This is a genomic window from Turicibacter sp. T129 (genome assembly GCF_025594975.1).
GTDB lineage: Bacteria > Bacillota_I > Bacilli_A > MOL361 > Turicibacteraceae > Turicibacter > Turicibacter bilis.
On the sequence record NZ_JAMQUU010000042.1, the window covers coordinates 16,845 to 30,392 of the forward strand.

Genomic DNA, 13,548 nt, shown 5'->3' on the forward strand with positions numbered 1-13,548 from the left:
TTTTATTTCTTTTTCTCAAAGTAATTAATCATTTGAAATGAAACAAACATAGAAAGAATAACTCCAAAAAACAGGACATTATTTCGCGCTAAATTAATTACCCCATTAATATCAAGTACAACAATAACAATAGAAGCAACTAACCAAAATAACGCTAAAATCCCCTTCATCCTTTTAAAACTCATCTTCACATCCCCCTTTTCCTTATTATATCAATAAAAAAGCAGCATCACTCAGACATTGCTTTTGAAACCCTTTACTGATTCTAAAAATTTCAGAAATTTAGATATCCATGATAAGTTTATTCAGATACTAATCGCTTTTCTCCTACAATTTGCTGAATTTCTTTAATATCCTGTGTCACCTCTAATACTCCTAAATATTCTCCCTTATCATTACGAACAGCATAATAGCGGATTAAAACAAATTTATCACCTAATTTAATCCAAAAATCTTCTTGATCTTTACGACCTGTTTTAAAATCATTGACAATTTTCTCTACAATATGAACACTTGCTGGTGGATGACAGTTTGATACATTTCTTCCGATAATCGATCTAGTACGAATAAATGTTCTTTCTTTTCCTTCTGAAAAATATTTTACAAAATCATCTTTATCCACAAAAGTAATATCAAAAGGAAGTGTATTTAACATACACGTTAATTGTTCAGTAGTAAAAATTCCAGATGGCAATTTAATTAGTCCTTCTTGAACGTTTTCTTCTTCTTTTACTACAGCATCTTTAGTAGGAATAACAGGATTCCATTCAGATACCTTCTTAATTAAAAATCCAATTTCATGGCTTTCATCTGCGATTTTTTTCCATTCCTCTTGTGTTAAATGATCTAACAACATTGGAGCCATAATATTTTCTTCTTTAAAAATCATTTCCTCCACTCTAGTCATAACATCTTCTATTTTTTGAGTTATAACAGAGTCTACTTTAGAATCTTGCTCAAGTAACGTTTTAATTTCTTTAATATCTGCACGAATTTCATCATCAACTCCCCACATAACTTGTGGAGGAGCAACAATACCGTATTTCTCCATATACGGGAAAAATAAATTTTCCTTCTTCTGATAATGAAGTTCTATTTGAGAAAGATGATTAACTCCCTCTAATAAATATTTATAACTTTCTTCACCATCTAAATTTTTAAGATAAGGTTTAATTTCTTGATTCATAATTCGACTAATCGCTAAATTTTCTCTCATTAAAGTATTTAATGGATGCCCAGGAATAAGAATAGCATTTGATGGATGTTGGTGAATTTCTTCAATTGTTCCTTTAAAAACAGATGCATGAACATCACAAAGTCGTTGAATTTCTGAAGCTGAAACCCCCTCTGCAATTAACGCAGCTTCTGCTGTGGTAATTTCTGAAGCTGAGACATCCTCAAATGCTTCTTCAAACTGTTGTTTAACTTCTTCAACAGTTTTTCCCTCATGTAACTGCTTAATAATATTCTTAATTGTTTGTTTTCTCATTTCACTATTATTGATAAATTCACTCATATAAGGCCTCCTTTTAACGATGTAATAAATAACCTTTATCTAATAACGTTTGTTCAATTACTTCAAAATCAATTCTTTTCATAGTAGCGCCCTTACGAAGTGTCATGACTTTGCCAACTGTATTAATCATTCCTGGCTTTACAATATCATGAAGTCCTAATTGATATAAAATATCTAATATTTCTGGATACTTCATATATATTTCATAAACTGGTTCATTTAAATCAATTATTTTGTTCATCATTTCCCTCTATTCTTGAAATACTTCATCTAGTTTTAATTATTTACAATCGTAACAATGATCTTACTTTCTTCTTTAGCCATAACTTGATGTTTAATTTTCGCATCAAAGGGTAAAATATCGCCTTGATTTAATAAATAGTTATCTCCGTTATCAAAACTAATTTCAACAACACCATTTACAACTTGAATAAATGCAGATGCTTCATGGGAATGTTTAGGAATTTCATCACCTGCTTCTAATGCGAAACACACGACTTTAAACTGACTATTATTAATTAATAATTCTTTTGAATTTACCGCATTAAGATTTTTAACTTTAGATTCTTGTTGACTCATAATAAACATACCTCCTGATTAAATTAAATTGACTTAGTAATATCTTGTCCTGGTGCAAATAACTCATAATGAATATTTTCAGGTGTAACCCCTAATTCAATTAAATAATGATATATACTTCTCATAAATTCCACAGGTCCACAGAAATAAAACACCGAATTAAGATTCACATTTTCTTGTAACCATTCTTTTGATAAACGTCCCTTTAAATCAAATCTCCTTTGTGCTTCATCTGCTAATAACGGACGTGTATAAACGGTTGTAATCTTTAAATTTTCATGATTATTAGCTAATTTTTCAATTTCCTCTTCGAACGCATGGTAGTTTGAATTTGGTGAGCTATAGATTAAATGCACAGCTGGATGTGACTCAACAGCTTTATATGCCATTGTCAGCATTGGGGTAATTCCAATTCCGCCACCTATTAAGACAACAGACTTTCCATCATCTTTTAAAACAAACTTTCCTGTTGGAGCTGAAATCTTTACTAAATCTCCTTTATGAACCGTATCACATAGTTTTTTACTTACATCACCTTCAGGCTCTCTTTTAACACTAATTTTAAAATATTTACCATTCGAAACACTTGATAGCGTATATTGTCTTGGTCTTGACCAAGTTCTATCTTCATTTTGCACACGAATAGCAATAAACTGTCCTGGTAAATAATCTGGTAACTTCTCATCATCTGGTGAAGTTAAATAAAATGAATAAATATATTCATTTTCTGCTACTTTATCACTTACAATAAATTCTTTAAAACCTTTCCATACACTCATTTTGTATGCTCCTATTCTCCTATAAATTAATAACAGTTGATTTAATATGTGTCATCGATTCAATCGAATAAGCGATTCCTTGGACTCCAACACCTGAATTTTTAATACCCAAGAATGGTAAATGATCAGGACCACGCTCAGTACGGTTATTAACTTGAACTGTTCCAACCTCAAGCTTTTTGGCTACTTCAAATGCTTTATTCAGATTTACGGTAAAGACTGAACTTTGTAATCCGTATTCGGAAGCATTAGCAACTTCAATTGCCTCTTCTAGTGATTTAACACGAATAATAGGTAGTACAGGACCAAATGGTTCTTCCCAAGCAATTCTCATATCTAGAGTAACAAAATCAAATAATGTCGGTTGAATAAGATTTGCATCACGTTTACCACCATAAAGTAGCGTTGCACCTTTTTCTTTTGCATCCTCAATAAGTCCCCATACAAAATCAGCTGAACTATTATCAATAAGAGGAACAACATCTAAATTCTCCTCATCTAAAGGATTTCCTATTTTTAATTTTTTAATATGATTCATCATTTTAGAAATCAATTCATCTGCGACATCTTCTAAGACTAGAACACGCTTAATAGCTGTACAACGTTGACCTGAATAAGAAAAAGCTCCTGAAATAATTTGACTAGCTGCTAATTCTAAATCAGCGTCTTCTAATACAATGGCAGCATCTTTTCCACCTAACTCCATTAGTAAAGGAATCATCTCCACTTGTTTTGCAATATGTTTACCAATCGCTGTACTTCCTGTAAAATTAATAAAATTAATATCAGGATGTGTCACAACATAATCGCCAATCTCACTGCCTTTTCCCGTTACAATACTTACGACATGATCTGGTAATCCTGCTTCATTAAACAGCCTCTTTAAGAATGTTCCACATAAACTTCCTTGAGTAGCTGGCTTAAATACTACCGTATTTCCACCCATTAAAGCTGGTGCGATTTTCGAAATAGCTAAGTTAATTGGATAATTAAACGGTGAAATAGCAAGTACAATCCCTATTGGCTCTCGACTTGTAATTGCAAATTTCCCTTTTTTAGCCCCTTCTACAATATCAGCTGGAATTGCTTGTCCATATATATTTTTAGCTGTTTCAATCGTATATCGAATTAAATCCGCCGTTCTTAAAACTTCTGATTTAGCACTTTTTCGATCTTTCCCAACCTCTTTCATCAATAAATTGACTAACTCGTCATGATATTTAATCAATAAATGGGCTACCTTATATAAATATTCACCACGTTCATATAATGAAGTTTGTGCCCATTGCTTTGATACTTGTTTAGTCTGCTTAATCACTTCATCAACTTCAGCTTTTGATAAAGCTGGAACCTCACCAATTACTGCGTTATTTAAAGGTGATGTTATCTTTATAACTTTGTTTGAATTCATTTTAATCATCTCTCTTTATAATTTAAATTTGAATCTACTTTGCTGATAACCGTATTATAATCAAAATCAAAATTCAAAAATATGATTCAAATCAAAATTTAATTAACTCTCCTAAATTCTGAAGTTCTATTGCTTTAGTACAAAAGTATATAATTATAAGTTTTATACTATTTGGTATTACAGTATAAGTAACACCTTGTTTCATGACATAAAAAAAAGAGGCATCAAGTCTCTGTCCTGTTAAAATATTATCGACTAACCAAGACTGAAAAGATAAGATTTGATGTCTCACTCGTATTTATTAGAAAACTTTTAACTATTAAAGATATAAATATATTTTTCAATGATTAGATGCCTTGTTGCAAGCAAGATTTTAAATCCTCATCTGGAGTACTGATAGGTCTTAAATCAAACGTATCAACTAAATATTGTAGTACATTAGGACTTAAAAAGGCAGGTAATGTTGGGCCTAAATAGATTCCCTTGATACCTAATGATAATAAGGCTAGTAAATCTGCTACTGCCTTTTGTTCATACCAAGAGAGAATAATTGATAAGGGTAAAGCATTAACATCGGTGTCAAATGCATCGGCTAAAGCTGTTGCAATTCTTACGGCAGAATAAGCATCATTACATTGACCTACATCTAGAAGTCGTGGAAGTCCAGCTACTTCCCCAAATTTCAACTTATTAAATCTATATTTACCACAGGCTAGCGTTAAGATGGCACAGTCATCCGGTACTTTTTTCGCAAATTCTGTATAATAATTTCTACCTGGTCTTGCCCCATCACATCCTCCAATTAAGAAGAAATGTCGAATTTTTCCTTCCTTAACTGCATTAACAATCGTTTCTGCATGACTTAAGGTAGCGTGATGTCCAAATCCAACTAAGATTTCATAAGGTTCTTGATCCTCTTCATAACCTCCAAGTTCTAAAGCTTTATTGATTATTTCACTAAAATCCTTTTCTCCGTTTTCATTCTTACCAATATGTTTGACACCATCCCAACCTACTACACTGGTCGTAAAGATTCTATCTTTATAGTTATCCCTCGGTCTCATTAAACAGTTTGTTGTCATTAAAATACAACCTGGTATATTATCAAATTCTTTTTGTTGATCTTGCCACGCACCACCGAAGTTTCCAACTAAATGAGGATATTTTTTCAATTCTGGATATCCATGACTAGGAATCATCTCTCCATGAGTATAAATATTTATTCCTTTACCTTCTGTTTGTTTTAATAACATATCTAAGTCTTTCAAGTCGTGCCCAGATACGATGATAAATGGCCCCTTTTTAAGATGAACATTTACTTTATGAGGTGATGGATTTTTATAGACAGTTGTATTCGCTTCATCTAACTTCTTCATAACAGCAACACTCATATCGCCAGTTCTCATCGTCCATCGAATTAATTCTTCCACCGATAAACTATCATCAGTCGTTGCTTCCAGTGCTCTCACATAAAAGTTATCAACTTCATCATCATAATATCCGAGTTCCCTTGCCTGGTGTCCATAAGCACTGATCCCTTTTAATCCATATATTATTGTTTGTCTTAATGAACGAATATCAGGATCAAGGTTTTGATCATACATAATTCCTGCTTTTTTGGCATCCTTAAGCATTTCTGACCTTGTCTCGCTTAAATTGTAAGTCGCATGCTCTGTATCATTATTAATATTTCCTACCTGTTTTCTTAACTGTTCCTTTATTCTTTGGGATTCTTTTAACATTTCAACATGAACATCAGCATCAAAGTTGACATTAGTTAGTGTTGTAAATAAGGAATTTTCAATAAATGTGATAATTTCTTTATCAACATTTTGACCCTGCTCAATAATTTCTTTTGCATAACAACTGATTCCTTTTATTTGGAATATGAGTAAATCTTGAAGAGCTGCTACTTCTGGTGTCTTACCACATACCCCTAATTTTGTACATCCTTTTCCACCCGCTGTTTGCTCACATTGGTAGCAAAACATAGGGTATTCCATTGCCATGTTATTTTCCACACAAGAACCTCCTTAAATATATACAATTACAGTTCATAGTATTGATTATCTTTGTCTCAACTATCCTTAAGGAGTTAACCCTTTTATAGGCATTGAGAACAGCACTTCTTCTACTAAAAAAATATCATATTTAATACTTCACGTTAAAATTGAAATAAAGAAACCCCATTGATGTGACTTGGGATTCAACACTTTTTACATTTTTATCATGAATAATTCAGGATAAAAAGTATATTTTTTTCTATTTTTGATTTCAATCACATTTATTTTTATTTTACTTCAATAAAATAACGTTGATAAATTAAGAAGAGGTGAAAATATGGATATGTTTTGTAATCAATGTCAAGAAGCGGCAAAGGGAATTGGGTGTACAGTATTTGGCGTTTGTGGAAAATCACCTGAGCTAACTGCTTTAATGGATACATTTATTTATTCATTAATTGGATTATCTAGTTTAGCTCAAGAAGTAAATGCACAAGGAGATCAAACAAGCGAGGTTGATTTATTCGTTACAGAAGGTTTATTTGCAACGATTACTAACGCAAATTTTGACGAAGAAGAATTTGTGAAACGTATTAAAAAAAGCTTCAGTTTACGTAAGCAGTTGAAAGAAAAATTAAACAATCATCACCTTCCAATTTTGTCACATGATATTGTTAACTTTGAAGCTCATGATAAACAAAGTATGATAGCAAAAGCTTTATCAGTTGCTATTCATTCATCAACAGACGATGAAGATATTCGTTCATTACGTGAATTAATCTTATTCGGACTTAAAGGCTTAGCAGCCTATGCATCTCATGCTGAAAAATTAGGATTTATAGATTCTGAAGTGTTTGCTCAAATGCATCGCTTTATGGCCTCATTAATTAATCCACAATTAGATGTAGCTACTTATACAACACTAGCACTTGAATTAGGAACTGTCGGAGTTTCTGCTATGGCACTTCTTGATCAAGCTAACACCTCATCATTTGGACATCCAGAAATGACAAAAGTTAATATTGGTGTTAGAAACCGTCCGGGTATCTTAATTACGGGACATGACTTACACGATATTAAACAATTATTAGAACAAACAAAAGATACAGGAATTGATATCTATACTCATAGTGAAATGTTACCTGCTCACTACTATCCAGAACTTAAAAAATACTCTCACTTAGTTGGGAACTATGGGAATGCTTGGCATGAACAAACAAAAGAATTCGAAACTTTTAATGGACCTATTGTCTTTACAACAAATTGTTTAGTTCCACCTCGTAAAGGATGCACTTATACTGATCGTGTTTATACGACAGGAAATACAGGACATCCCGACTTTAAAGTGATTCCTATGTTAGGAGATGGTTCAAAAGATTTTAGTCTTGTTATTGAACATGCGTTAAAATGCCCGCCTCCTACTCAAATTGAAGAGGGTGAAATTATTGGTGGATTTGCTCACAATCAAGTATTAGCACTTGCTGATTCAGTTGTCAGCTCCATTCAAGAGGGTTCAATTAAGAACTTTGTTGTCATGGGAGGATGTGATGGTCGTCATAAAGAACGTACTTACTATAAAGACTTTGCACAAGAATTACCTAATGACTCTGTCATTTTAACGGCGGGATGTGCCAAATATAAATACAATAAATTAAATCTTGGCGACATCAATGGAATTCCTCGTGTATTAGATGCTGGACAATGTAATGACTCATACTCATTAGTTGTTATTGCCTTAAAATTAAAAGAAGCATTAGGATTAGATGATATTAATGACTTACCAATTGCTTATAATATTGCTTGGTATGAACAAAAAGCTGTTATCGTTTTATTAGCTTTATTATCACTAGGAGTTAAAAATATTCATTTAGGCCCTACTTTACCAGCCTTCTTATCACCAAATGTGATTAACGTCTTAGTTGAAAATTTCGCAATTGGTGGAATTTCAACAGTAGAAGAAGACTTGAAACTTCTATTAAAATAATTTTTAATCGAGTAAATATAGATTAATTTGTTTAGTATCCTAATTAAAGGTGGTTATTTTACATGAAAGCTTTTGTAGATTGAGATCTTTGTATCGGATGTGGTGCTTGTACAAGCATCGCACCAGAAGTATTTGAACTAGATAACGAAGGAATTTCAATCCCTATCGTTGATCAGATTAAAGCAGAAATTATAAAATTTGCTGAAGATGCAAAAGATAGTTGTCCGGTCGAGGCAATTACGATTATAAAATATTAATTTTATCGTTTATCTAGCTAGCTAATTAAAACTCCATATATAAAAAGAAGCAAAATACCCTTAGTTCTTCAACTAGGTGTTCTGCTTCTTTTTATGTAAGTTATAAAATTATATCTATTCTACAGCTCTAATAAAATTTAAATTAATCCATTTAAATACTTTAAATCTAATATTTCAATTTTTTTATGACCGATTATTTTGATAATCCCTTTTTCACTAAACATATTTAACTTTCTACTAATTGTTTCTCTTGTTAATCCTGTATAGTTTGCCATATCTTCTCGTGTAAATGGCAAATTAACAACAATCTTTGATCCCATTTTAATGCCATAGTGATTAGCTAAATCAACTAATAAATAAGCTAACTTAGCATCTGTATCATTATCAGATAAAACAAGTGCTAAGCTCTCTAAATGAATAAGTCGCTGACTAACAACTTCTAATACTTTAAGACTCATTTCAGGCTTTTCTAATATTAATTTTTGAAACTGCTCTTTCGTAATCGTACATACATTACAATCCTCTATTGCTTTTGCATAACATTTAAAGTTTGTTTCCTGCAATAATTGAAGTTCTCCCCAAAAATCACCCTCTTTTAAAATATGTAAAATTTGTTCCTTCCCATCCTTTGTATAACTAAAAATTTTTAACTTTCCTTCATTGATAATATACAACGTATCGGCAAGTTCTCCTTCATTAAATAAAATATCCCCTTTTTTATATTCTTTATGCTCAATAACCTTAAGTAGCTCTTCAACCTCCTGACAATTAAAATGCTTAAAAATCGGAACCTTGTAAGTACAAAATTTATCTACACAACGCGTACAACTCACAAAATCAACTCTTTCTAGCCTATTTTTATTTAGACAAGCATACCACAGATAATAAAAATAACACAATTAATATATAAATTTTAAAACCAACCAAAAAGAAGTATCTTAATTATGGTACCCATTTCCTTAACAAAAGCTCATGATCATTTATGGTGATCTACTAGATCTATAATCAGTATCACTGGATGATCACAACATTTTAATAATAGTATTTAATTTTATCATTTCGAATGCCTAGGATAGAAAAAATACTAACTACCTACTTTAGTGATGACTCTTACTAGAAAATCTAATCATCCTGAATTTTTTCAATTTATTTTATTTATTACGATAAAATAAAAACCTATAGCTCAGACTTACTTAGTATCTAACCTATAGGTTTAAATTATGTTTTTTATTTTAAACGTTTAGCAGCCTCTAATGTATTACGAAGTAACATTGTAATTGTCATTGGTCCAACTCCACCTGGAACAGGCGTAATATAACTAACTTTTGGTTCTACTTCATCAAAAGCTACATCACCCACAAGTTTTCCAGTTTCTAATCGATTAATTCCAACATCGATCACAACTGCTCCATCTTTGACCATATCCGCTGTGATAAAGTTTGGACGTCCAATAGCCACAATGAGAAGATCAGCTGATTTCGTAAATTGAGCTAAATCTTGTGTACGAGAATGACAAACCGTTACGGTTGCATTTTCATCTAAAAGTAATTGAATAAGAGGCTTCCCAACAATATGACTACGCCCAACAATAACCGCATGACGTCCTGTCATCTCAATGTTATAAGCTTTTAATAATTCAATCACACCAGATGGTGTACATGGTTTTAAGCAATCTAGACCCGAAGCTAAAGCTCCCACCTGATACGGATGGAATCCATCGACATCTTTTTTCACCGAAATCGTTGCAATGACCTTTTCCTCACTAATATGTTTAGGTAGTGGTAACTGAACTAAAATCCCATGAACAGATGGATCTTCATTTAATTCCTTAATTTTTGTCAATAACTCCGACTCAGTTGTTTCAACAGGTAATTCAATCACCGTTGACTTAAATCCAACCTCTTCACAAGATTTTTTCTTATTTCTAACATAAGTCATTGATGCAGGATTATTACCTACAATAATCACAACTAAATGAGGTTGAATCCCTGTTTTCTCAATGAATTCTGCCGTTTCCTGGGAAATTTTATCTCTAATTTGAGAGGAAACTTTTTTCCCATCAATCAATGTTGTCATCACGATTCCTCCTACTTACAAACTTTATCTTTAAGTTTCTTCATTATAACACAAAATACCCTATAAAATAACATATGCCTCATCTATTTAATGTATGCTTAGCTCGCCACTACTATTTATACATAGCTAAGATTATCATTAAAAATCCCTTGCCTCACGCAAGGGATTTCTTATTTTTAATTATCGATTTTCATATAAAGGGAAACGTCCAGTTAATCCTAAGACTGATTGACGAATTTGAGCTAATTTTTCTTCATCCTCATGATATTTTAACGCTTCAGCAATATAACCTGCTAACTCAATCATTTCTGCTTCTTTAAATCCACGAGTTGTGACGGCAGGCGTTCCTAAACGAATTCCACTCGTAACGAATGGTTTTTCTGTATCAAATGGAATCGTATTTTTATTACACGTAATCGCCACTCGATCTAAGACAGCTTCAGCGACTTTTCCAGTTAAGCCAAATGTCGATTTCACATCAACAAGCATCAAATGATTATCTGTTCCACCTGACACAATACGTAAACCATGCTTCGCTAATTCTTCAGCTAACACTTTCGCATTTTTAATCACTTGTTTTTGATACTCTACAAAATCAGGGGTTAAAGCTTCTCCAAACGCAACAGCTTTTGCGCCAATAACATGCATTAAAGGCCCGCCTTGAATACCAGGGAATACAACTTTATCTAATTTTGTCGCAATTTCTTCATCATTCGTTAAAACCATTCCACCACGTGGCCCACGTAATGTTTTATGAGTCGTTGTTGTCACAATATGAGCATAATCCATTGGATTTTGATGTAATCCCGCTGCGACTAATCCCGCAATATGCGCCATATCTACCATTAAATAAGCCCCTACTTCATCTGCAATTTCACGGAATTTTTTGAAATCAATAGCACGTGGATAAGCAGATGCCCCTGCTACAATTAAAGCTGGCTTAACTTCAAGAGCAATTTGACGAACAACTTCATAATCAATCGTTTCAGTTTCATCACTTACTCCATATTCATAAAACTCATAATCTTTTCCTGAGAAGTTTAACGGATGACCATGAGTTAAATGTCCCCCGTGACTTAAATTCATTCCTAATACTTTTGCTCCTGGCTCTAACACTGCACGATAAGCTCCCATATTGGCTTGAGAACCCGAATGAGGTTGAACATTCGCAAATTTTGCTCCAAATAATTGTTTGGCACGATTACGTGCAATATCTTCAATCGTATCTACAAATTCACATCCACCATAATAACGTTTATTTGGATACCCTTCTGCATATTTATTTGTTAAAATAGATCCTTGAACCGCCATAACTTCTTCTGATACATAATTCTCAGACGCAATTAATTCCACATTTTCACGTTGACGCTTTAACTCTAATTGTAGCGCCTCAAAAATAGCCGTATCTTTCATCAAAAAATCACTCCTAACAAAAACTTCTATCGTCATTTTCACATAAACCTATCGAATAGCCAACTTATATGCTCTTTACTTATACTTCTAGTATATAAGTAAAGTAGTTCGCAGGTGTGTTTTTTAACCAAAAAACAAAAAAAAGTGCCTTATCATAGAAACTATTTTCTATCACAAGACACTTTATTGCAGAGTTTCTAACATTTAGCATTCACTAAATCTTATCCAGATACTTCACGGCTATCCGATAACCCTTACGCAAAACTCTACAAATTAATTATTTCCCTTGTATCAAAAAATATTCACTCATATAATAAAATAAAGGAGGAATGAATATGGAAAATATGCCCTTAACCATTTTCACTCTAATAATGGCAATATTTTTTTTCATTTTTGCCACTATTTTTGCTTTATTAAAAGAAAAAGCATGTCTCTTAATTTCAGGTTATAACTTCAAATCGAAAAAAGAACGTCTTAAATATGATGAGAAACGCCTGAGCCTGGACATGAGAAATAATTTTATCACTTACGGCATTATTTTTGTCATTGGCTCAATCCCAACTTATTTCTTCGGAATGTGGTGCTTCATTCTTACCATCATTATTTGGCTCATTTACTTTTTCAAAAATGTTCACCTAGATGATAAAAAAGCTTTCGAAAAATATAAAAAATAAAAAAGTGCCTCATTATAGGAACATCTTCCTACAATAAGACACTTAACCTGTAGAGTCCATCTAATATCGAGTTTCACAACTGAATATTAGTCAGATAATATTCTTTATAATGGGCTATCTGCTACTCCATTCTAAGGCTAAATTTCTTTTTTATGTGGGAACATCAGCGAAGACCACCTTTGACTCTACACTAATAGGATATGTAGATTCAAAATTTTTATCCTTAATTCCGACATATTTTTAAATATATTTCTCATATAATAAAGTATTAATTCATCAAAACAGGGGGGAAAAATGGATTTTATAGATAATTTAATTCAAACCTTATTTGATATAATTGATAACTTATTTTGGTTTAGTCCCGGTATAGGACCAAGAAAAATAAAGAAGCTAAATGTGTTTATCGCTAGTTTTGCGATGGTAGTTTTCATTTACTTCATCTATCAACTTATCTTGTAAAAGAGAGTAACTTAAATTAATAGCACTCTCTTTTATCATCTAATAACAAAAATAAAAAGTGTCTTGCATAGAAACATTTTTCTAAAACAAGACACTTTTTTCTGAGAGTTTTAAAGTCTAATAACGGTATTCATTAAACTTTTTCAGATTCTTACTATTTACCGTGGGCAATCCACAAACGCCACGCGACGGTCGATTCTAATGATTATAGTGGGATGATCGACAAACACCACTGCAACTCTCATTAATAGAATAACTCATTAACAAAAAAATCGAGTAGGAGATAATTAATTAATTTAATCATCGTCCTCTCACACCACCGTACGTACGGTTCCGTATACGGCGGTTCTATTTTATCTCTAAATATGAACGGTTTGATAGAGGACTAGTAGTTATA

Annotated in this window: 13 protein-coding genes; 3 read left to right on the forward strand and 10 right to left on the reverse strand. The window is 32.3% G+C overall.

All coding sequences use genetic code 11. The annotated features are described in order from the left end of the window. Positions 1–2 precede the first annotated feature (2 nt). From NEH75_RS08675 to hcp (NEH75_RS08705), 7 genes are all read right to left on the reverse strand, one after another. Positions 3–185 (reverse strand): hypothetical protein, encoded by a 183-nt coding sequence (locus NEH75_RS08675; protein ID WP_055305279.1) that lies wholly within the window; start codon positions 183–185, stop codon positions 3–5. 116 nt (positions 186–301) lie between these two features. Then, positions 302–1,516 carry a DUF438 domain-containing protein gene (locus NEH75_RS08680; RefSeq protein WP_055305280.1) on the reverse strand — a complete coding sequence of 405 codons (1,215 nt, stop codon included), beginning with the start codon at positions 1,514–1,516 and terminating at the stop codon, positions 302–304. A 13-nt stretch (positions 1,517–1,529) separates the two neighbouring features. After that, positions 1,530–1,757: a DUF1858 domain-containing protein gene (locus tag NEH75_RS08685; protein WP_055305281.1), complete on the reverse strand. Its 228-nt coding sequence runs from the start codon at positions 1,755–1,757 to the stop codon at positions 1,530–1,532. Positions 1,758–1,792: 35 nt separating this feature from the next. Continuing rightward, positions 1,793–2,095, reverse strand: coding sequence for a cupin domain-containing protein (locus NEH75_RS08690; RefSeq protein ID WP_055305282.1), 303 nt, complete (start codon positions 2,093–2,095; stop codon positions 1,793–1,795). Between the two features lie 23 nt (positions 2,096–2,118). Continuing rightward, complete coding sequence (locus tag NEH75_RS08695; protein WP_055305283.1) at positions 2,119–2,874, reverse strand: FAD-binding oxidoreductase; 756 nt, start codon at positions 2,872–2,874, stop codon at positions 2,119–2,121. A gap of 19 nt (positions 2,875–2,893) precedes the next feature. After that, complete coding sequence (locus NEH75_RS08700; RefSeq protein ID WP_317452425.1) at positions 2,894–4,285, reverse strand: NADP-dependent glyceraldehyde-3-phosphate dehydrogenase; 1,392 nt, start codon at positions 4,283–4,285, stop codon at positions 2,894–2,896. 347 nt (positions 4,286–4,632) lie between these two features. After that, positions 4,633–6,306 (reverse strand): hydroxylamine reductase, encoded by a 1,674-nt coding sequence (gene hcp / locus NEH75_RS08705; protein ID WP_238581274.1) that lies wholly within the window; start codon positions 6,304–6,306, stop codon positions 4,633–4,635. Between the two features lie 319 nt (positions 6,307–6,625). Here hcp (NEH75_RS08705) and hcp (NEH75_RS08710) point away from each other — a divergent pair, with 319 nt between their 5' ends. Together hcp (NEH75_RS08710) and NEH75_RS08715 are read left to right on the forward strand one after the other, a co-directional pair. Continuing rightward, on the forward strand, positions 6,626–8,272 hold the full coding sequence (hcp, locus tag NEH75_RS08710; protein WP_055305285.1) for a hydroxylamine reductase: 1,647 nt from the start codon (positions 6,626–6,628) through the stop codon (positions 8,270–8,272). 92 nt (positions 8,273–8,364) lie between these two features. Then, the gene (locus NEH75_RS08715) at positions 8,365–8,529 is read left to right on the forward strand and encodes a ferredoxin (protein WP_202966276.1); all 165 of its coding nucleotides are present in this window, start codon (positions 8,365–8,367) and stop codon (positions 8,527–8,529) included. Between the two features lie 137 nt (positions 8,530–8,666). Here NEH75_RS08715 and NEH75_RS08720 read toward each other — a convergent pair whose 3' ends face one another. From NEH75_RS08720 to glyA, 3 genes are all read right to left on the reverse strand, one after another. After that, positions 8,667–9,362: a Crp/Fnr family transcriptional regulator gene (locus tag NEH75_RS08720; protein WP_055305286.1), complete on the reverse strand. Its 696-nt coding sequence runs from the start codon at positions 9,360–9,362 to the stop codon at positions 8,667–8,669. A 394-nt stretch (positions 9,363–9,756) separates the two neighbouring features. Further along, positions 9,757–10,605, reverse strand: coding sequence for a bifunctional methylenetetrahydrofolate dehydrogenase/methenyltetrahydrofolate cyclohydrolase FolD (gene folD, locus NEH75_RS08725; RefSeq protein WP_055275492.1), 849 nt, complete (start codon positions 10,603–10,605; stop codon positions 9,757–9,759). Between the two features lie 180 nt (positions 10,606–10,785). Then, positions 10,786–12,018, reverse strand: a complete 1,233-nt coding sequence (gene glyA, locus NEH75_RS08730) for a serine hydroxymethyltransferase (protein ID WP_055243486.1) — start codon at positions 12,016–12,018, stop codon at positions 10,786–10,788. 335 nt (positions 12,019–12,353) lie between these two features. On the opposite strand from glyA, the gene NEH75_RS08735 reads away from it, so the two are divergent. Further along, the gene (locus tag NEH75_RS08735) at positions 12,354–12,692 is read left to right on the forward strand and encodes a DUF3784 domain-containing protein (protein WP_238581171.1); all 339 of its coding nucleotides are present in this window, start codon (positions 12,354–12,356) and stop codon (positions 12,690–12,692) included. The last annotated feature ends 856 nt before the right edge of the window (positions 12,693–13,548 follow it).

Coding starts and splice junctions, on each gene's coding strand:
- NEH75_RS08735 (WP_238581171.1), top strand. CDS start 12,354: ATGGAAAATATGCCCTTAACCATTTTCACTCTAATAATGGCAATATTT.
- NEH75_RS08700 (WP_317452425.1), bottom strand. CDS start 4,285: ATGAATTCAAACAAAGTTATAAAGATAACATCACCTTTAAATAACGCA.
- NEH75_RS08685 (WP_055305281.1), bottom strand. CDS start 1,757: ATGAACAAAATAATTGATTTAAATGAACCAGTTTATGAAATATATATG.
- glyA (WP_055243486.1), bottom strand. CDS start 12,018: ATGAAAGATACGGCTATTTTTGAGGCGCTACAATTAGAGTTAAAGCGT.
- NEH75_RS08695 (WP_055305283.1), bottom strand. CDS start 2,874: ATGAGTGTATGGAAAGGTTTTAAAGAATTTATTGTAAGTGATAAAGTA.
- NEH75_RS08680 (WP_055305280.1), bottom strand. CDS start 1,516: ATGAGTGAATTTATCAATAATAGTGAAATGAGAAAACAAACAATTAAG.
- NEH75_RS08690 (WP_055305282.1), bottom strand. CDS start 2,095: ATGAGTCAACAAGAATCTAAAGTTAAAAATCTTAATGCGGTAAATTCA.
- folD (WP_055275492.1), bottom strand. CDS start 10,605: ATGACAACATTGATTGATGGGAAAAAAGTTTCCTCTCAAATTAGAGAT.
- hcp (WP_055305285.1), top strand. CDS start 6,626: ATGGATATGTTTTGTAATCAATGTCAAGAAGCGGCAAAGGGAATTGGG.
- NEH75_RS08675 (WP_055305279.1), bottom strand. CDS start 185: ATGAGTTTTAAAAGGATGAAGGGGATTTTAGCGTTATTTTGGTTAGTT.